Raw genomic sequence first — 17,358 nt, forward strand, 5'->3', positions numbered from 1 at the left:
ATGATGAACCTGATGCACTGGCGCTTGCTGGTGGCTGTAGCCGATCACGGCAGCATTACCGCCGCCGCCGAGCAGGTGGGCATGACCCAGTCCGCTGCCAGCCAGGCCATGGCGTCCATGGAAAGCACCCTGGGTGCGCAACTGTTTACCCGCGAGCCGCGCAAGACCTTGCCCACTGCATTGGGGTTGACTGTGATCGAGCAGGCGCGGGTGATGATGACGGCGCTACAGACCATTCGCGCCACCGTTGACGAAGCACGCCCCTTGCTGCGAGGGAGCATTCGCATCGCCAGTTTCCCCATGGTGCTGGCGACGTTTCTGACACCATTGCTGCAACGTTTCCGGCAATTGAACCCCGGTATCGACGTCACCACGCTGGACGTTACGGACAGCGAAGTACACACCTTGCTCGACGCCGACCTGATTGACTTGGGCGTGGTGCTCAACCCCAAGCCCGAGCGCAATGCCACGGTGCTGGGCCGTGACTTCTGGATGGCGGTGCTGCCTGTCAGTCACCCTTTTGCGAAGCGCCCGGCTGAGGCGACCGTGACGCTGGCCGAGTTGCTGGAGCAACCTTTCGTGCTGGCTACCGGCGGCTGCACCGCCAACGCGCGCAGCCTGGGCACGGCAGCGGGGCTGACCCTGAGCGATATTCGCGTGGAAGTGCGCGAATGGAACAGCGCCTACAGCCTGGTGCGCGAGGGCGTGGGCGTCACGCTGGTGCCGGAAATGGCCCTGCCAGCCCAGCGCAACGGCCTGCGCGTGATGCCGTTGACGGAGCCGTTGCACCGTGAATTTGCCTTGGTCGGTTCGCCGACCCGTGCGCCTTCCGCCGCGGTCAGTGCATTGTTAAAAATGCTCGCTGACTAGTGGCCTTGCATAGCGCCAAGCCCTGTCTATGCTGACTCAGAACCGTTGATGACGTTTGGCATATAAAGCGTTTCGGATGGTTATTTCCCCATGAAGGTTTGCCAGCACTATCCAAAAAATGAATGGAATGCGCCTCTAAGGCGCCGGGAATCAAGGGTGATCTGACCATGTTTAACCGCCAGCACAAATCCGACCTGCTAGAAATCGAACGTTTCTCCTGCGCCCTCACCGAAGCCAACGCCAAACTCGCCGCCATCAGCCGTTCCATGGCGATGATCGAGTTCGACCGCAATGGCGTGATCCTCGATGCCAACGAAAATTTCTGCAAAGCCATGGGGTATAGCGCCGAGGAGATTCGTGGCAAACATCACCGGATCTTCTGCGAAGAGGCCTACACCCACACCGAGGCCTACGCCAAGCTGTGGCGCGACCTGGCGCGGGGTGAGGCGCTCAGTGGCACCTTTATGCGCCTGAACAAACGTGGCCAGGAAGTGTGGCTTGAAGCCAGCTACATGCCGGTGCTCGATAGCCATAACCAGGTACAGAGCGTGATCAAAGTGGCGTCGGATATTTCCACGCGCGTGCACCACGAACATGAAAACCAGAGCCTGATCGACGCCATCAGCCGTTCCATGGCGGTGATCGAATTCACGCCTCAGGGCCAGATCCTCAACGCCAACGACAACTTCCTGCGCACCGTGCAGTACTCGCGTGAAGAAATCATCGGCCAGCACCACAGCATGTTCTGCCATCGCGCCGAGGTTGAATCGCCGGCCTACAAGGCGTTCTGGGCCTCGCTCAACCGGGGCGAATATCACTCGCACCGGTTTGAGCGTAAGAACAAATACGGCAAAACCCTGTTTCTGGAAGCGTCCTACAACCCGATCTTCGACACCAACGGGCGCCTCTACAAAGTGGTGAAGTTCGCCAGCGACATCACTGACCAGGTCACCACCCTGCGCACCGCCGCCGATTCGGCCCACGCCACGTCGGTACAAAACGATGCCTGCGCGCGCAAGGGCTCGGAGGTGGTGCAGCAAACCGTGCAGATCATCGAAGAAATTTCCCACGACCTGAACCAGGCCGCCCAGAGCATCGACGCGGTGAGCAAGCAGTCGGACATCATCGGCGCCATCGTGCAGACCATCCGCAGCATTGCCGAGCAAACCAACATGCTGGCGCTCAATGCGGCGATTGAAGCGGCGCGGGCGGGCGAACACGGGCGCGGCTTTGCGGTGGTGGCCGATGAAGTGCGCAGCCTTGCGGCACGCACCAGCCAGGCGACGGTGGAGATTGTGGACGTGGTGCGCAAGAACCACGACCTGTCGCTGAGCGCGGTGTCGAGCATGCAATCGAGCTTGAGCCGCACCGGGCTGGGCGTGGAGCTGGCGAACGAGGCGGGGCAGGTGATCCTGGAGATTCAGGAAGGCTCACGGCATGTGGTGGATGCGATCAGCCAGTTCAACTCGACGTTGCAGTTGCAGTAAACCTATTGAACCTGTGGTTAGCACAACCCATGTGGGAGCTGGCTTGCCTGCGATGCAGCCACCTCGGTGTATCAGGTAAACCGAGTTGATGCCATCGCAGGCAAGCCAGCTCCCACACGAGCCAGTGTTCACACTGGTTAAATCGCCGCCAGAGTTTCTTTCACCGCCTGCGCCGGGTCACTGCTTTTCGCGGCTACTTGCTGCTCTTGCTGCTGCTTCACCCGGTCAGCCACTTCCTTGGCGATTGCGTCTTGTTTTTCCTTCGGCATGGCCTGCACTTCGGCTTCCGTCAGCCCCTGCTCCTTGAGCAGTTGCTCGCGAATGCGTTCGGCGGGCGTTTTGTTCATGTAGTCGGTGAAGTCAGCGCGCGCGGTGCTGGAAGACGAACCGCTGGCTGGCACATCCGTGGCCGGTGGGGTGGCCGGCGCAGACGCTGCCGTGGTGGCTTGCAACTGAACGCGAGTCTTGGCGAACGCTTCGTCGATACGGTCGTTGGCCTTGTCCAGTTGGGTCTGCGCAGTCGGCACCGTGACCGATTGTTGCGCTGCTTGCAGGGCGCCACTGTACAGCGTGCTGGCAGCGGCGTTGGCCGGGTCCAGGTCGGGGCGCTTGAGCTGTTGCACGGTGGTGGATGCGGCTTGGGTGTTGTTGTTGATCAGCATGATTGCTCACCTGGGCTGTGTTCGGTCCGACAGGTGGAGCAAATAGCATGCCGGGTGCGCCACCCCCGGTTTTATTGGGGATGACCTGGCCGGCGCGGCAATTATTGTCCCGCCGGCGGCTAACCCTTGCCGTCAGTGGGCGATGTTTTCCAGCGCCAGGTTGCGCGTGCGCGGCCCGAACCAACTGATGGTGACCATCACGATCAGCATGCTGCTGGCGATAAACGCCAGCACGCCCGGCGTGCCCAGGTGTTCGAGGATAAAACCGATTAACAAACTGCTGAATACCGTGGACAAGCGGCTGAACGAATAACAGAACCCGACCGCCCGTGCGCGGATGTTGGTGGGGAACAGCTCGCTTTGGTAGGAGTGATAACTGAAGCTCAGCCAGGCATTGCAAAAGGTGATCATTACCCCGCAGATCACCAGCCCCACCGCCGTGGTTTGCAACGCGAACAAGCTGCCGAACACCATCGCGCCCAAAGCCGAGCCGACAATCTGCCATTTGTTTTCAAAGCGGTTGGCCACTTTCACAAACAGCAACGGCCCGAGCGGGTAGGCGAGGGTGATGATGAAGGCGTAGAGCAAGCTGTGGGTCACGCTCACGCCTTGGCCCGACAGCAGCGCCGGCAGCCAGTTGCCGAAGCCGAAAAAGCCGATGGCCTGGAACACATGGAACACGATCAGCATCAATGCGCGACGGCGGTACGGCGGTTGCCAGATATCAGCGAAACGCCCGCTGCCTTGCACGCTGACGGCCTGCGGTTCGGGCGTGTCCAGCGGCGTGCCGTGATCCTGCTCACAGCGTGTTTCCAGGCTGCTCATGATCACATCGGCTTCGTCAAAGCGGCCTTTTTGCGCGAGCCAGCGCGGTGATTCCGGCAAGCGTTTGCGCAGTTGCCAGATAAACAGCGCAAACACTGCACTGCTCAACACCACCAAACGCCAGCCGGAAATGCCGAAAGGCGCCTGTGGCACCAGCCACCACGACATCAACGCCACCGCCGGCACCGACAGAAACTGAATGAAAAACGCGAAGGCAAACGCCGAGCTGCGCATGCGCTTGGGCACCAGTTCCGAGAGGTAGGCGTCGATGGTCACCAGCTCGATGCCCAGGCCAATGCCCACCAGAAAACGCATGCAGATAATGCCCAGCGCGGAGGTCTGAACGCCCATCAGCACCGTGGCCACCGTGTACCAGATCAACGCGAAGGTGAAGATCGCCCGGCGCCCGAAGCGGTCGGCAATCGGGCTGAGCAGGCTGGCGCCGAGGAACAGGCCGAGGAAGGTCGCCGAGGCGAACGCGGCCTGGTCGGAGAAACCGAACACGCCTTCACTGCCGGTGTGAAAGAGCCCGTCGCTGATCAGGCCGGGGCTGATGTAAGCGGTCTGGAACAGGTCGTACAGCTCGAAAAAGCCGCCAATCGACAGCAACGCCACCAGGCGCCAAAGCGTTGCCACGGCGGGCAGGCGGTCGATGCGCGCGCTGATATGGGCGGCGCGGACCGGGTCGATGCCGTCGGCAGTTGAGAGTGCAGGCATGAAGGCAGACTCAGTAGGTGATCGGGATTTCGAAGGTCTGGAACGCATCGTCCACGGGTTGGTAGCCCAGCACGCGCGTGGTTTCGCTCAGGTCCAGGCGTTTGAAACGGTTATTGGAAATGCCGTGGGCGATCAGGTGTTTTACGCCTTCGGCTTCCACGGAACGCTGCAGCAGTTGCACGGCATCACGCGGGCTGAGCCAGGCGCTGAGGTCGCGGGCGTTGTTCAGGTCGTGGGTTTCGGGAAACTCAAAAGCGCCGATGCGCAAGGCAATCGTCGACAGTGGCGTTTTGGCCGCGTAATAGCTGCACAGCGCCTCGCCGTAGCATTTACTCACGCCGTACAGGTTGGCGGGCATCACCTGCATGCCCGGTGTGATCTGGCGGTCCACCGGATAGCCTTCGATGGTTTGTGCGCTGCTGGCAAACACCAGGCGTTTTACCCCAGCGGCCACGGCGGCTTCGAACAGGTAAGTGGTGGCGAGGATATTGTTGGGCAGCAATTCGTCGAACGCGGCGCTGGCGTGGGGGATGCCCGAGAGGTGCACGATGATGTCGATGCCGTCGAGCAGGGCCGCGAGGCTGGATTTGTCGCTGAGGTCGGCACGGATGAAACGGTGTTCGCCCAAAGCAAAATCCGGCGCGATACGGTCGGTGAGGGTGAAGCGATAACGGTCTTTCGAGGCTTCGAAAAACGTCTTGCCGATTCTGCCGCAAGCGCCGGTAAGCAGTACGTTGAGTCCTTTCACGGTGAATCCTTGTTTTAGTTTTTAGTTATGGCCGTCGAGGGCGAAAGTCTTGAAGCCTTGGCGCCCGCTCAGGCGCTGGTAATAGGCTTCTACAGCGGGGTAGGGCGGATGCTCCAGCGGCGCATTGCGCCAGCGGTGCACGGAGAGGCCGACGAGGATGTCGGCCAGGGTGAATTCGTTGCCGGCCACATAAGCGCCGGTCTTGAGCAGTTGCTGTTCGAGCAGGCCCATCTTGTCATTCCAGGCTTGTACGCCCGCCTTCAACCGCTGCGGGTCCTGGTAATCAGGGTTTTTGCGCACCAGCGCGTGGAAGGCGTAACCCCACGACGGGTTGAGTTCGGTGGCTTGCCAGTCCATCCACTGCTCCACTTTCGCCCGTGGCGCGGGTTCGGCGGGCAGCAGGTCGTAGCGTTGGTAAAGGCCGACGAGGTAGCGGCAGATGGTGTTGGATTCCCACAGCACGCCGTGGTCGTCGATCAGCACGGGCACTTGGGCGTTGGGGTTCAGGGCCAGGAATTCCGGGGACTGGGTGGGGCTGAACCCCGTGCCCCAGTCTTCGCGGGTGTAGTCGATGCCCAGTTCCTGGCACGTCCATAGGACTTTTCGCACGTTGATGGAGGAGGTGCGACCCAAGATTTTCAGAGAATGTCCCATGGTGCTTTCCTGGCAAAGGAGATGACCCATGGGAATCTAACAGCGGTGCCCGGTTGGCGCTACGCAGATGTTGCCGGCAGCGCCGAGGCAGGCAGGCCGAAGGTGCGGTCGAACAGCCAGTTGAAGGCAAAGGTATAGCAGGGGATGAACAGGATCAGTGCCAGGTCGAGCAGGAAGGCTTGCACCAGGCTCACGTTCATCCACCAGGCGATCAGCGGGATCAGGAACACGATCAGCGTCAGCTGAAACCCCACGGCATGCGCGATGCGGCGTTTGACCGTGCGCGTGCGGTCGCGCTGGCGGCTTTCCCAGCGCTCGAACAGTGAGGTGTAGATGAAATTCCAGGTGACCGCGACGGTGGTGATCACCACGGCCAACAGCCCGGTGCTGGACGGATGCGTGCCCGACAGCAGCGCCAGGCCGAGGGCCGAAAAGGTCATGCCGATCAGCTCGAACAACGACACATACACCAACTTGCGTTTCACGCCTTGCATACCACTTCCTCTTTTTTCGGGTGACAGGAACGTCTGATGGCGCGGAAGATAGCGTCAATATGGCTGACACAAAAAGTCAGAAGCTTTCAGTTTTATTGACAGGTGGCGTAATGAGCTTTTCCAGTGACAGCGTTGAAGTGTTCCTGGCGGTGGTCGAGCGCGGCTCGTTCTCGGCGGCGGCGCGGGCCTTGGGCAAAGTGCCTTCGGCGGTGAGCATGGGCATCGCCAACCTTGAGGCAGAGCTGGGTTACCCGCTGTTTGATCGCAGCCATCGCGAGCCTGTGCCGACTGACTTGGCATTGGCGCTGATTCCCCATGCGCGGTTGATGGCCGAGCAACTCAAGCAGTTGCAAGTGCATGCGTTGCAACTGTCTCAGGGGCTGGAGAGCAAGCTGTCGATTGGTGTGGGGGTGGACATCAACACCCGGCGCTTGCTCGCCGCCATCGGTGGCATCAGCGAGCAATTCCCGCTGCTGGAAATCGAAGTGCTGACTGCCCCCCAGGATGATGTGTTGCAGCTGCTGCACAGCGGGCGTGTGCAGGTTTGCGTGGTGTTTGCCGGGTTGCGGGTCAATGTGCTGGAGCGGCTTCAGTTTGTGGGCAGCGAGCAGTTGATCGCTTGCATCGGCCCGCAACATCCGCAGGCCGGTGGCGAGCCGTATCTGGAAGATCTGGTGCGGGTGCGGCAGATTCTGGTGGCGGGTCGCGATATTCCCCTCGGTGACCGCCGGCCGCTGGTGGGGCAGTCATACTGGCGCACCGACAGCCTGGGCATGGCGCTGGACATGGTCGAAGCGGGCCTGGGCTGGGGCAATTTCCCGCAGTCTAAGGTGGCGCCGTTGCTGGAAGCAGGGCGGTTACGGCGGTTGAACTTCAAGAACATCGAGAATGGCTTGGCGATGGTGGTGAATGCGGTGTGGTTGAAGAACCAGCCTTTGCAAAAGGGGGCGTCGGCGCTGGTAGCGCGGCTGGCTTCAGCACCATAAGTTGTCACAGTAACTGTGGGAGCTGGCTTGCCTGCGATAGCGGTAGATCAGCCAGCCCATCACCGCCAGATACACCGCCATCGCAGGCAAGCCAGCTCCCACATTTTTGACCGAGGCGGGCTCTAGATGCGTGGCGTCTGCTGGTCCATGGCCTTGCCGATCAGCAACACACTCAGCTCGCTCAACTGATGAATCGCCAACGCCACATCACGATGTTTGCCCGTGAGGTCGTCGGACAGGTTGAGCAACAAGGTGCTGACGGAACACACGGTTTCGTAGCCGTTGATCAGCAGGGATTCGATGGGGGTGTTGGGGATGACGGTGAAGAGCGTGGCTGGCGGAGTTTCAGTGTCTTTCAGCATGGGCGTGATCCTGGTTCAGGAGGTCCAAATGTGGGCTACTAAACCCGATCACCGAGAAATTCAGCGACCGGCCAACCTTAGTGGCCCCTCACCCAAGCGCACAAGCCAGCGGATTCTGACGTAAGCGTAGGCCGCGGGACAAGGCGCTTACTGCAATGTCAGCCGCGTCCTACACCTCTTCCTGCGCTGACGTAGGAGCTAACTTACCCCTACAGATGTAGGGCTGCTGCAACTCTGTGCAGGACGCTACTCTCCTTTCTCGGGTGCAATTGCACTGCGCTTTTCTGTTCACAACGACTTGGGTACAACCTGTTTTAAGGATGAAGCAATGAGAAAGTTGACCGACGAAGAAATTCGAATTATTTCCGGCGGAATTCACCCTGCCGTGATTGTTGTGGGTGGTGCCGTTGCAGCCGGTACCGGTGCGTATCTCAGTGGCGGGAGCCCCGGGCAAGTTGCCGGGGCGGCGGTAATGGGGGGAGTGTCTGCCGGTTACGGAGCACTCGCTTCTGTCGCAACAGGGGCCAGTCAAGCGATCTATTTTGGTTACTCACTTGTGACCGGGGCGGCCAGCGGGCTTTTCACTCGGGATATGTCTGCTGCTTGAAAGGTCGATTTTGTCGAGTAAGGATGCCGATGCCTGGCGTGTATTTGATGAGAGGCGCCAGGCCCAAAACACTCTGGCATTAACAGTAAATATGCATTTGCCAAGAAGGATTTCGCATGATTTTTGATGCATTCGCCATTTGTAATGGGCTTCTGGGATTTGTGTCCATGACAGTCATTCTGCCGGCCTTTGTGAAGCATCAGTACCGCCTGATCGCCGCCGTGTTTACATTGATTTTGGTGGTGTATTCGATATTTCTGTACTCCACCCAACAAATGCCGGTTGTTCAGGCGTTACTCAGAAGTGCTGCCGTGGCGTCTGTTAATGTCCTTGTGGCCTACCTGATCGCACATTTCTTTCATCACAAACGTTCAGTCCTGGACTTGTTTCGCCGCACCAGCGCTCCTGAGTGACAGTCGGTACGAGTCAGGTGCTCTCGCGCACCTGCAACTCAAACCCCATATCCACCACCGGCTTGGCGATTTTGTTCCCCGCCATGATCGTCAACAAATGCTCTGCCGAACGTCGCCCGATCGCTTCACGCGGCGTACTGATGCTGCTCAAGCGCGGCACCATGAACGAGGACGCTGGCAAGTCGTTAAAGCCCAGCACGGCCACACGTTCCGGCACTTTTATGCCGTGGCGCATGGCCTCCAGCAGGGCGCCTTGGGCCAGGTCGTCGTTACCGAAGAAGATCGCGTCCACATCCGGGTGCGCCGCCAGCAGTTGCAAAAACAACTCGCCACCCAGGCCCACGGACGAGGGGCGAGGCGTCAGCAATTCCAGCGCGGGGTCATACATGCCCGCCTGCTGCAACGCGCGGCGGAAACCCTCGCCACGCAGCAACGTACGCTGGTCCAGCTGCGCGCCGATATACGCCAGGCGCTTGCGCCCACGGGACAGCAAATGCGCCGCTGCCGTCTCGCCCGCGTTCAACTGCGAGAAACCCACGCAGTTCACTCCGGCATTCGGGTCCAGGTCCATCATGTACACACACGGCACATTGCTCGCTTCGACCATCCGTCGTGCGCTTTCGGTGCGGTCAAACCCGGTCAGCAGCAAACCGCGCGGCTGATAAGCCATGTAGTTGCGCAGCAGGTTTTCTTCTTCGTCACGCGAATAGTGGGAATTGCCGATCAGCACTTCAAAGCCTTTGGGCCGCAGCACTTGGTGGATGGCTTCCAGGGTTTCGATAAACAGCAGGTTCGACAGCGACGGCACGATGACCACCACCGAGTGGCTTTGTGCCGACGCCAACGCGCGGGCGGCGGGGTTGACCACGTAGTTGAGTTCGGCAGCGGCGTGCTGCACTTTTTCCACCAGTTCGGTGGCAACCGTGCTGATGCCACGCAAGGCGCGGGAGGCGGTAATCGGGCTGACGCCGGCCAGGCGGGCGACTTCATTGAGGGTCGGGCGACCCGTGGTGCGCAATTTTTTATCGTTCTTGGAGGTCATCAGGCGGCTTGCCAAACAAAAATCGAGGCACTAAGGTAGCGCTGTCTCCAAATGGCTGCAAATTCTTGAACAAAGGGTTGCCTGATCCTGTTCAAACCGTTGGAGCGGATGCACGCGTCACTCCATAAAAATGACAAGACGGCGCGGGAAAAGCCTGTTTTTGCACTAGCCTTACAGCGTGCAAAGGTAGCGCTATCTGCGTCCTGAGGTGTTTCATGAGTCAACCTGTTACCGCCCTGGTCATCATGGGTGTTTCCGGCTGTGGCAAGTCCAGCGTCAGCGAAGCCCTGTGCCGCCTGAACGGCGCCACCGCCATTGAAGGCGACAGCTTTCACCCCGCCGCGAACATCGAAAAGATGAGCGCCGGCCACCCTCTCAACGACGACGACCGCGCCGGCTGGCTCGACATCCTCTGCGATGAGCTGCGCCGCTCGCTCAAAGCCGGCGAGCACCCGGTGCTCACCTGTTCAGCCCTGAAAAAGAAATACCGCGACCACCTGCGCGAAGCTGCGCCGGGCCTGGGTTTCGTGTTCCTGGAGCTGACCCGTGCCGTGGCCGCCGACCGCGTGTCCCATCGCCCCGGCCATTTCATGCCGGCAAGCCTGATCGACAGCCAGTTCGCCACCCTCGAATCGCCCGTGGGCGAGCCGCTGACCCTGGCACTCAACGCCAGCGAAGACAGCGTCGAGGCCCTGGCCGAGCAAACCAATGCCTGGTGGCTGCAACACGGCTTTGAACCAACCCATTAATTTTTTGCCGGAAAAGATAGCGCTGTCCCCGGCGAAAGATTCAACACCGGCTTTAATAACAATAACAAACAGGAGAGACCCCCCATGTTTGGCATGTCCCACGAGTCCTACCTGCTGCTAGACGCAGTGGTCACAATCATCGGGCTGATCTTTTTGATCACCAAGTTCAAGGTGCACCCGTTCATTGCACTGATCATCGCGGCCGGCTTTCTCGGCCTGACCTCGGGCATGCCCGTGGACAAGATCATCAAGGCGTTCCAGGACGGGTTTGGCGGTGTGCTCGGCTTTGTCGGCATCATCCTTGCCCTGGGTACGATGCTCGGCAAAATGATGGCCGAATCCGGCGGCGCCGATCAGATCGCGCAGACCCTGATCCGCGCTTTCGGTAAAGAGAAAGTCCAGTGGGCCATGATGTTCGCTGCGTTCCTGGTGGGCATCCCGCTGTTCTTCGAAATCGGCTTTGTGCTGCTGATCCCGCTGGTATTCATCGTCGCGCGCCGTACCGGCGTGTCGCTGATCAAGATCGGCATCCCGCTGCTCGCTGGCCTCTCGGCGGTGCACGGCCTGGTGCCACCGCACCCGGGCCCGCTGCTGGCCATCGGCGTGTTTGGTGCTGATATCGGCAAGACCATTCTCTACGGCCTGATTGTCGCGCTGCCGACTGCCATCATTGCCGGTCCGATCTTCGGTACGTTTATCGCCAAGTACATCCCGGGCAACCCGTCCCAGGAACTGGTCGACCAACTGGCCCGCGAGCCGGAGTCCAAAGACCTGCCGAGCTTCAGCATTACCCTGATCACCGTGCTGCTGCCGGTGTTCCTGATGCTGCTCAAAACCTTCGCCGACGTCGCGCTGCCGGACGGCCACGCCATTCGTAACTGGATGGACATGATTGGCCACCCGATCACCGCGTTGCTGTTGGCGTTGCTGCTGTCGCTCTACACCTTTGGCCATCGCCAAGGCATTCATTCCAAGCAGATCCTCAAGCTGCTCGACGCCAGCCTGGCGCCGACGGCCGCGATCATTCTGATCATCGGTGCCGGTGGCGGTTTCAAGCAGATGCTGGTGACCAGCGGTGTGGGTGACGTGATCGGCCATATGGCGGTGAACGCGCAAATCAACCCGATCCTGCTGGCGTGGCTGGTGGCGGCGGTGATTCGTGTGGCCACCGGTTCGGCGACTGTGGCGACCATTACCGGTGCGGGCATTGTGGTGCCGGTGGTGGGGATGATTCCGGGGGTTAACCGTGAGCTGCTGGTGCTGGCGACGGGGGCGGGCTCGCTGGTGTTGTCTCACGTCAATGATGCGGGGTTCTGGCTGGTGAAGCAGTACTTCAACATGACCGTGGTCGAGACGTTCAAGACCTGGACGGCGATGGAGACGATTCTGTCGGTGGTGGCGTTGATTTTCATCATGCTGTTGTCGTTGGTGGTCTGACCGACACACGCTGACGCTGGGGTGAAAACCCAATCCAAATGTGGGAGCGGGCTTGCTCGCGAATGCGGTACATCAGTCAATGCATTCGGTGACTGATACTCCGCTTTCGCGAGCAAGCCCGCTCCCACATTTTTGATCGCATTTTTACAGGTGGATTGGATTAGGCCTTAGGGCCCAAACCATCCGCCCGAAACATCCCGCGAATCCCGCGCACCGCCTGGCGAATCCGGTCCTGGTTCTCGATCAGCGCAAAGCGCACATGATCATCCCCATACTCGCCAAAGCCGATCCCCGGCGACACACACACCTTCGCCTCCAGCAGCAACTTCTTGGCAAATTCCAGCGAGCCCATGGCCGCATACTGCTCGGGAATCTTGGCCCAGACGTACATCGACGCCTTCGGGTTCTCGACCATCCAGCCCAGCTCATGCAGGCCTTTGACCAGCACGTTGCGCCGTTGGCGGTACTGCTCGGCGATGTCCTTCACGCACTGCTGGTCGCCTTCCAGTGCCGCAATGGCGGCGACTTGCAGCGGGGTGAAAGTGCCGTAGTCGTGGTAACTCTTGATCCGCGCCAGGGCGTTGACCAGTTCCGGGTTGCCGACCATAAAACCAATGCGCCAGCCGGCCATGTTGTAGCTCTTGGACAGGGTGAAAAACTCCACCGCAATGTCCTTGGCGCCTGGTACCTGCATGATCGACGGGGCTTTCCAGCCGTCGTAGACGATGTCGGCGTAAGCCAGGTCGTGCACCACCAGCACGTCGTACTGTTTGGCCAGGGCGATCACGCGCTCGAAGAAATCCAGCTCCACACACTGCGCGGTCGGGTTGGACGGAAAGCCCAGAATCATCATTTTCGGCTTGGGGATCGAGCCGCGAATCGCCCGTTCCAGCTCGGCGAAAAAGTCCACACCAGGGATCAACGGCACGGAGCGCACCTGGGCGCCGGCAATCACGGCACCGTAGATGTGAATCGGGTAGCTGGGGTTCGGCACCAAAACGGTGTCGCCCTGGTCCAGGGTGGCCAGCATCAAGTGCGCCAGGCCTTCCTTGGAACCGATGGTGACGATGGCTTCGGTTTCCGGGTCGATGTCTACTTCATAACGGTCTTTGTACCAGCGCGAAATCGCCCGGCGCAGGCGCGGAATGCCTTTGGAAGTGGAGTAGCCGTGGGTGTCTTCACGCTGGGCGACGGTGACCATTTTTTCCACAATGTGTGGAGGCGTGGCGCCGTCAGGGTTACCCATGCTCAAGTCGATGATGTCTTCGCCGCGCCGACGCGCAGCCATCTTCAGCTCGGCAGTGATATTGAAAACGTAGGGGGGGAGTCGATCAATGCGCGCAAAGCGGCGCGGCGAACCTTGGTCTGCCATTGTTGCCTCGAAGTACGTAAGCGCCCGGAACCGTCCGAGCGACGTTGGCCACCGCGGTGGCCTGCGGGGCAGACAATACGGTCGATGATGGCCAGTTGTCCAGATGCGCAGGAAAAATTTCTGCTTGGAGTAAGGCGCGCATATCCCCCTATACTCGATGCGGGTTTGTTCCCTCATAAGAAGGAGACTGTTCGTATGGATCAGCAGACAAAACAACCGTTAGAGCCACGCATGGAAGCAGGCAAGGCACTGGTGATTGCCGGTGTACAAGGGCGTTACTCGAAGGCCACCCTCGGCGATATTCCCAAGCTGTGGGAGCTGTTCGACACCTGCATCAACGACATCAAAAAACGCGTCGGTGGTGTGACTTACGGCGTGTGCCATAACCCCCACCACGGCGAATTCGATTACCTGGCCGGGGTTGAAGTGCCAGGCAAGAGCGACGTGCCGGGCAACTTTGAGTCTGTCGAAATTCCGCCGCTCAATTACGCCGTGTTCCCTCATTTCGGGCCGGTGCAGGCGCTTGAGCAAACGTATGAGCGCATCATGTTTGAGTGGCTGCCGCACTCGGGCTACAAGGTGATGGGCGCGGATTTCGAGCGCTACAGCGCCGACTTTGATGCGCGCAAAGGCACCGGGACCGTGGAGATCTGGTTGCCGGTGGGAGAGCGGGGCTGACCGCGGTTACTGGCAAGAGCCGGCTGGCCGGCTCTTGTTGTCGTCTCAAACCCACGAGGTGCTTATTTCCCGGCTGAACTCATCACCAGCGCCAGCCGGCGTTCGTAACCTATACGCCCTTTATACGCCTCCCCGCCATCCACCCACCCAGCCCCCAGATACAACCCCATCGCCGCCACATTGTCCGCGTCCACCGACAACTCCAGCGCCTTGATCTCTGGCCAGGCTTGCCGCGCCGCCTCCGGCAGCGCCTGCAGACACGCCTTGCCAAACCCCCGGCCCTGTTGCGCGCGATCCACTTGCAGCGCGTGCAGCGTGGCGCTGTGTGCATCCGCCCAGTGGGGCAGGCACGGCGGGCGTTTGAGCAGCAGGAAGGCCACGGGGGTTTCATCGGCGAGCAGGGCGAAGCCCTTGACGGCGGCGGGGTTGGGGTTGACCAGCAGGCTGTTCAGCGCGCAGTAGATATCGCCGGAATACGCCAGTTGCTCGGGGTGCACTTGCAGGGTGTCGAGTTGCTGTTTTTGCACAAGGCTCAGCGTCTCATAGGGGACGAGGCGGGTTTCCATCGGGGGTACATCCCAAATCCTACAAAGAGGCGTGGATTCTAGCGGCTTTGCCGGGGGCGAAATTATTTTTCAGCGGGCTGTCGATTGGCCGGTGGGCCATTCGACTAAGGGTGTCTTGCGTGATTTTTCACCCAATGGAGTACCGCCATGAGCACTGCCATCAACACCCTGATCGACCAATGGAAACAAGCCGTACTTACCCGCGATATCGACAAGATTGTCAGCTATTACGCCGACGATATCGTCTCGTTCGACGCCGTAACCGCGTTGCAATTCAAAGGCAAGGCGGCTTACCGCGCGCACTGGGACGAGTGCATGAAGCACTGCCCCGGGCCCGGCATTTTCGAGTTTCATGAACTGCACATCGTTGAAGCGCAGGACAGCGCCTTCGCCCACTGGCTGGCCCATTGCGGCGGTGCCGGGCCGGATGGCGTGGTGAAGGCGTGCTGGATGCGGGTCACCGCCGGCTACCAGCGTATTGATGGCCAGTGGAAGGTGGTGCATGAGCACTGGTCGGCACCGTTCGACATGGAAAGCGGCACCGCGCTGTTCGGGCTGGAACCCTGAACGCGCGGGACTATAGTTGATAAGCCGAAAAGGGAGCCCCCCATGAAATACCTCTGCCTGATCTACAGCAACGAACAAGTGCTGCACACCTCGCCCGACAGCCCGGCGGACCCTGAGTGTTTTGCCTACGCCGAGGCCATTGCGGCCAGCGGGCGCATGCTCGCCGCCGAGCCGCTGGAGTCGGTGAGCACCGCCACCACCGTGCGCATGCGCAATGGCAAGTTGTCGATCACCGACGGGCCGTTTGCCGAAACCAAGGAGCAGCTCGCCGGGTTTTACCTGATCGAGGCCAAGGACTTGAACGAAGCGATCCAGGTGGCTGGTGGCATTCCGGCGGCCCGGGTCGGCAGTGTGGAAGTGCGCCCCGTGCGCGAACTGAATCTGTGACCCCAATAACCATAAGACTCAAGAGGTTGACCCCATGACCCCGCAAGCCGCCGAATTTGAACTGTCCATCAGCCGCGTGATCGACGCCCCGCGCGCCCGCGTTTTCCGTGCCTGGACCACCCCCGAGCTGTTGCAAGAATGGTGGGGCCCCCACGGCATGACCACGCCCGAGTGCGAAATGAACCTGTGGGTTGGCGGCCTGTTTCGCACCTTGATGCGCGCGCCGGATGGCGCTGAATACCCGACTTCGGGAGTGTTTCTGGAAATCGATGCGCCCAACCGTCTGGTGTTTACCGATGCTTTCGCGCCCGGCTGGATTCCGTCCGGCAAGCCGTTCATGACCGCCGAAGTCACCTTCGAAGAAGTCGACGGCAAAACCCTCTATACCGCCCGCGCCCTGCACTGGAGCGCCGAGGACAAAGCCGCCCACGAAGCCATGGGCTTCCATGATGGCTGGGGCCAGAGCCTGGACCGCCTGGTGACGTTGGTGACCGAGCGCATGCGCGATTGAAAGCCCGGGTCGAGGCGATTTACCGCAGCGAATCACGGCGCGTACTGGCGACGCTGATTCGCTTGCTCGGTGATTTCGATTTGGCCGAAGAGGCGTTGCACGAGGCGTTTTTCATCGCGATGCAACGTTGGCCGCAAGACGGCGTGCCCGACAACCCACGGGCCTGGCTGGTCTCAACCGGCCGCTTCAAAGCCATCGACCGCCTGCGCCGCCAGGCGCGGTTTACCCCGTTATTGCAGGAGCAGGCCGACGCGCTGGAAGCGGCTGATTGGAGTGAAGAAGACGTGGAAGACGACCGCCTGCGGCTGATCTTCACCTGCTGCCACCCGGCGCTGGCTGCCGACGCGCAGGCGGCGCTGACCCTGCGAGAGATCTGTGACCTCACCACCGAGGAAATCGCCCGCGCGTTTCTCGCCACGCCCAGCACCATTGCCCAGCGCATCGTGCGCGCCAAGGGCAAGATCCGCGAGGCGAAAATCCCCTATCAAGTGCCGTCCCGCGCCGAATTGCCCGAACGCCTCGACAGCGTGTTGCGGGTGATTTACCTGGTGTTCAACGAGGGGTATTCGGCGTCCATGGGCGCGGACATTACCCGCGAAGCGTTGACCGGCGAAGCCATTCGCCTCGGCCGCTTGCTTATGCAGTTGCTGCCGGAACCGGAAGTCATGGGGCTGCTGGCGCTGATGCTGTTGCACGAATCCCGCCGCGCCGCGCGCACCTCGGCGGACGGTGAGCTGGTGTTGCTGGAGAAACAGGACCGCAGCCTGTGGGACGCCGCCTCGATTGTTGAAGGCTGCACCCTGGTGGAACAGGCACTGACCACAGGCCGCTATGGCCCGTATTGCCTGCAAGCGGCCATTGCGGCGGTGCATGCCGAGGCGACCCGTGCCGAGGAAACAGACTGGCCGCAGATTGTCGGGCTTTACGATGTGCTGCTCTGGCAAATGCCGTCGCCTGTGATCGAACTGAACCGCGCCGTGGCGGTGGCGATGGGGCAGGGCGCGTTGGCGGGGTTGCAGTTGGTGGAGGGGATTTTGCAGCGTGGTGAATTGCAGGATTACCACCTGGCGCATTCGGCACGCGGGGAGTTTTGCCGGCAGTTGGGGCGGGTCGATGAGGCTCGGGATGCTTACACGAAGGCCTTGTCACTGACTCAGCAATCCCCGGAAAAGCGCTTTTTACAGCGGCGTCTGGCCGAACTCAACTCCCCCAGACAATGAAGAT

At 60.6% G+C, this 17,358-nt stretch carries 20 protein-coding genes and 2 pseudogenes; 13 read left to right on the forward strand and 9 right to left on the reverse strand.

What is annotated here, in order from left to right:
* The 3 genes and pseudogenes from AB4P94_RS13100 to AB4P94_RS13110 all read left to right on the forward strand — a co-directional run.
* On the forward strand, window positions 1–870 hold the full coding sequence (locus AB4P94_RS13100; protein WP_395610864.1) for a LysR family transcriptional regulator: 870 nt from the start codon (window positions 1–3) through the stop codon (window positions 868–870).
* Window positions 871–1,037: 167 nt separating this feature from the next.
* Window positions 1,038–1,814: pseudogene (locus tag AB4P94_RS13105) on the forward strand (PAS domain-containing protein); the annotation flags it as partial.
* Window positions 1,815–1,943: 129 nt separating this feature from the next.
* Window positions 1,944–2,357, forward strand: a pseudogene (locus AB4P94_RS13110) (methyl-accepting chemotaxis protein); the annotation flags it as partial.
* A 137-nt stretch (window positions 2,358–2,494) separates the two neighbouring features.
* Here the strand turns inward: AB4P94_RS13110 and AB4P94_RS13115 are convergent.
* From AB4P94_RS13115 to AB4P94_RS13135, 5 genes are all read right to left on the reverse strand, one after another.
* Window positions 2,495–3,019, reverse strand: coding sequence for a hypothetical protein (locus AB4P94_RS13115; protein ID WP_395610865.1), 525 nt, complete (start codon window positions 3,017–3,019; stop codon window positions 2,495–2,497).
* A gap of 132 nt (window positions 3,020–3,151) precedes the next feature.
* On the reverse strand, window positions 3,152–4,561 hold the full coding sequence (locus AB4P94_RS13120) for an MFS transporter (protein ID WP_395610866.1): 1,410 nt from the start codon (window positions 4,559–4,561) through the stop codon (window positions 3,152–3,154).
* A 10-nt stretch (window positions 4,562–4,571) separates the two neighbouring features.
* Window positions 4,572–5,309 carry an NAD-dependent epimerase/dehydratase family protein gene (locus tag AB4P94_RS13125; RefSeq protein ID WP_395610867.1) on the reverse strand — a complete coding sequence of 246 codons (738 nt, stop codon included), beginning with the start codon at window positions 5,307–5,309 and terminating at the stop codon, window positions 4,572–4,574.
* A 21-nt stretch (window positions 5,310–5,330) separates the two neighbouring features.
* Window positions 5,331–5,963 carry a glutathione S-transferase family protein gene (locus AB4P94_RS13130; protein ID WP_395610868.1) on the reverse strand — a complete coding sequence of 211 codons (633 nt, stop codon included), beginning with the start codon at window positions 5,961–5,963 and terminating at the stop codon, window positions 5,331–5,333.
* Window positions 5,964–6,022: 59 nt separating this feature from the next.
* On the reverse strand, window positions 6,023–6,457 hold the full coding sequence (locus AB4P94_RS13135) for a PACE efflux transporter (protein WP_395610869.1): 435 nt from the start codon (window positions 6,455–6,457) through the stop codon (window positions 6,023–6,025).
* A 110-nt stretch (window positions 6,458–6,567) separates the two neighbouring features.
* Here AB4P94_RS13135 and AB4P94_RS13140 point away from each other — a divergent pair, with 110 nt between their 5' ends.
* Window positions 6,568–7,443, forward strand: coding sequence for a LysR family transcriptional regulator (locus AB4P94_RS13140; RefSeq protein WP_395610870.1), 876 nt, complete (start codon window positions 6,568–6,570; stop codon window positions 7,441–7,443).
* A gap of 122 nt (window positions 7,444–7,565) precedes the next feature.
* Here the strand turns inward: AB4P94_RS13140 and AB4P94_RS13145 are convergent, their stop codons facing one another.
* Window positions 7,566–7,805, reverse strand: coding sequence for a DUF6124 family protein (locus AB4P94_RS13145; protein WP_395610871.1), 240 nt, complete (start codon window positions 7,803–7,805; stop codon window positions 7,566–7,568).
* Window positions 7,806–8,133: 328 nt separating this feature from the next.
* Here AB4P94_RS13145 and AB4P94_RS13150 point away from each other — a divergent pair, with 328 nt between their 5' ends.
* Both AB4P94_RS13150 and AB4P94_RS13155 read left to right on the forward strand, forming a co-directional pair.
* Window positions 8,134–8,412, forward strand: coding sequence for a class IIb bacteriocin, lactobin A/cerein 7B family (locus AB4P94_RS13150; protein ID WP_395610872.1), 279 nt, complete (start codon window positions 8,134–8,136; stop codon window positions 8,410–8,412).
* A gap of 116 nt (window positions 8,413–8,528) precedes the next feature.
* On the forward strand, window positions 8,529–8,825 hold the full coding sequence (locus AB4P94_RS13155) for a hypothetical protein (RefSeq protein ID WP_395610873.1): 297 nt from the start codon (window positions 8,529–8,531) through the stop codon (window positions 8,823–8,825).
* 13 nt (window positions 8,826–8,838) lie between these two features.
* Here the strand turns inward: AB4P94_RS13155 and AB4P94_RS13160 are convergent, their stop codons facing one another.
* Window positions 8,839–9,870, reverse strand: a complete 1,032-nt coding sequence (locus AB4P94_RS13160) for a LacI family DNA-binding transcriptional regulator (RefSeq protein ID WP_395611330.1) — start codon at window positions 9,868–9,870, stop codon at window positions 8,839–8,841.
* A 212-nt stretch (window positions 9,871–10,082) separates the two neighbouring features.
* Here AB4P94_RS13160 and AB4P94_RS13165 point away from each other — a divergent pair, with 212 nt between their 5' ends.
* Both AB4P94_RS13165 and AB4P94_RS13170 read left to right on the forward strand, forming a co-directional pair.
* On the forward strand, window positions 10,083–10,616 hold the full coding sequence (locus AB4P94_RS13165) for a gluconokinase (RefSeq protein ID WP_395610874.1): 534 nt from the start codon (window positions 10,083–10,085) through the stop codon (window positions 10,614–10,616).
* A gap of 84 nt (window positions 10,617–10,700) precedes the next feature.
* Entirely contained in the window at window positions 10,701–12,053 is a 1,353-nt protein-coding gene (locus AB4P94_RS13170; protein ID WP_395610875.1) for a GntP family permease, read from the forward strand.
* Window positions 12,054–12,213: 160 nt separating this feature from the next.
* Here the strand turns inward: AB4P94_RS13170 and alaC are convergent, their stop codons facing one another.
* A complete protein-coding gene (gene alaC, locus AB4P94_RS13175; protein ID WP_395610876.1) occupies window positions 12,214–13,425 on the reverse strand; it encodes an alanine transaminase in 1,212 nt (403 codons plus the stop codon).
* A 195-nt stretch (window positions 13,426–13,620) separates the two neighbouring features.
* Between alaC and AB4P94_RS13180 the strand changes: the two genes are divergently transcribed.
* The gene (locus AB4P94_RS13180) at window positions 13,621–14,103 is read left to right on the forward strand and encodes a GyrI-like domain-containing protein (protein ID WP_395610877.1); all 483 of its coding nucleotides are present in this window, start codon (window positions 13,621–13,623) and stop codon (window positions 14,101–14,103) included.
* A gap of 62 nt (window positions 14,104–14,165) precedes the next feature.
* Here AB4P94_RS13180 and AB4P94_RS13185 read toward each other — a convergent pair whose 3' ends face one another.
* Window positions 14,166–14,669, reverse strand: a complete 504-nt coding sequence (locus AB4P94_RS13185; RefSeq protein WP_395610878.1) for a GNAT family N-acetyltransferase — start codon at window positions 14,667–14,669, stop codon at window positions 14,166–14,168.
* A gap of 147 nt (window positions 14,670–14,816) precedes the next feature.
* Here AB4P94_RS13185 and AB4P94_RS13190 point away from each other — a divergent pair, with 147 nt between their 5' ends.
* From AB4P94_RS13190 to AB4P94_RS13205, 4 genes are read left to right on the forward strand one after another with little or no spacing between them, the layout of a single operon-like run.
* Entirely contained in the window at window positions 14,817–15,236 is a 420-nt protein-coding gene (locus AB4P94_RS13190) for a YybH family protein (protein WP_395610879.1), read from the forward strand.
* A gap of 42 nt (window positions 15,237–15,278) precedes the next feature.
* Window positions 15,279–15,623 (forward strand): YciI family protein, encoded by a 345-nt coding sequence (locus tag AB4P94_RS13195; protein ID WP_016973135.1) that lies wholly within the window; start codon window positions 15,279–15,281, stop codon window positions 15,621–15,623.
* 34 nt (window positions 15,624–15,657) lie between these two features.
* Complete coding sequence (locus tag AB4P94_RS13200) at window positions 15,658–16,134, forward strand: SRPBCC family protein (RefSeq protein ID WP_395610880.1); 477 nt, start codon at window positions 15,658–15,660, stop codon at window positions 16,132–16,134.
* On the forward strand, window positions 16,131–17,354 hold the full coding sequence (locus AB4P94_RS13205; RefSeq protein WP_395610881.1) for an RNA polymerase sigma factor: 1,224 nt from the start codon (window positions 16,131–16,133) through the stop codon (window positions 17,352–17,354). Before AB4P94_RS13200 ends, AB4P94_RS13205 begins: the two co-directional genes overlap by 4 nt.
* Window positions 17,355–17,358: the final 4 nt, after the last annotated feature.

The sequence above is a fragment of the Pseudomonas sp. B22129 genome, assembly GCF_044218875.1.
Lineage (GTDB): Bacteria > Pseudomonadota > Gammaproteobacteria > Pseudomonadales > Pseudomonadaceae > Aquipseudomonas.

Excerpts from the sequence above, each read along its gene's own strand:
- AB4P94_RS13100 (WP_395610864.1), top strand. The coding sequence starts at position 1 with ATGATGAACCTGATGCACTGGCGCTTGCTGGTGGCTGTAGCCGATCAC.
- AB4P94_RS13115 (WP_395610865.1), bottom strand. The coding sequence starts at position 3,019 with ATGCTGATCAACAACAACACCCAAGCCGCATCCACCACCGTGCAACAG.
- AB4P94_RS13120 (WP_395610866.1), bottom strand. The coding sequence starts at position 4,561 with ATGCCTGCACTCTCAACTGCCGACGGCATCGACCCGGTCCGCGCCGCC.
- AB4P94_RS13130 (WP_395610868.1), bottom strand. The coding sequence starts at position 5,963 with ATGGGACATTCTCTGAAAATCTTGGGTCGCACCTCCTCCATCAACGTG.
- AB4P94_RS13135 (WP_395610869.1), bottom strand. The coding sequence starts at position 6,457 with ATGCAAGGCGTGAAACGCAAGTTGGTGTATGTGTCGTTGTTCGAGCTG.
- AB4P94_RS13140 (WP_395610870.1), top strand. The coding sequence starts at position 6,568 with ATGAGCTTTTCCAGTGACAGCGTTGAAGTGTTCCTGGCGGTGGTCGAG.
- AB4P94_RS13145 (WP_395610871.1), bottom strand. The coding sequence starts at position 7,805 with ATGCTGAAAGACACTGAAACTCCGCCAGCCACGCTCTTCACCGTCATC.
- AB4P94_RS13150 (WP_395610872.1), top strand. The coding sequence starts at position 8,134 with ATGAGAAAGTTGACCGACGAAGAAATTCGAATTATTTCCGGCGGAATT.
- AB4P94_RS13155 (WP_395610873.1), top strand. The coding sequence starts at position 8,529 with ATGATTTTTGATGCATTCGCCATTTGTAATGGGCTTCTGGGATTTGTG.
- AB4P94_RS13165 (WP_395610874.1), top strand. The coding sequence starts at position 10,083 with ATGAGTCAACCTGTTACCGCCCTGGTCATCATGGGTGTTTCCGGCTGT.
- AB4P94_RS13170 (WP_395610875.1), top strand. The coding sequence starts at position 10,701 with ATGTTTGGCATGTCCCACGAGTCCTACCTGCTGCTAGACGCAGTGGTC.
- alaC (WP_395610876.1), bottom strand. The coding sequence starts at position 13,425 with ATGGCAGACCAAGGTTCGCCGCGCCGCTTTGCGCGCATTGATCGACTC.
- AB4P94_RS13180 (WP_395610877.1), top strand. The coding sequence starts at position 13,621 with ATGGATCAGCAGACAAAACAACCGTTAGAGCCACGCATGGAAGCAGGC.
- AB4P94_RS13185 (WP_395610878.1), bottom strand. The coding sequence starts at position 14,669 with ATGGAAACCCGCCTCGTCCCCTATGAGACGCTGAGCCTTGTGCAAAAA.
- AB4P94_RS13190 (WP_395610879.1), top strand. The coding sequence starts at position 14,817 with ATGAGCACTGCCATCAACACCCTGATCGACCAATGGAAACAAGCCGTA.
- AB4P94_RS13195 (WP_016973135.1), top strand. The coding sequence starts at position 15,279 with ATGAAATACCTCTGCCTGATCTACAGCAACGAACAAGTGCTGCACACC.
- AB4P94_RS13200 (WP_395610880.1), top strand. The coding sequence starts at position 15,658 with ATGACCCCGCAAGCCGCCGAATTTGAACTGTCCATCAGCCGCGTGATC.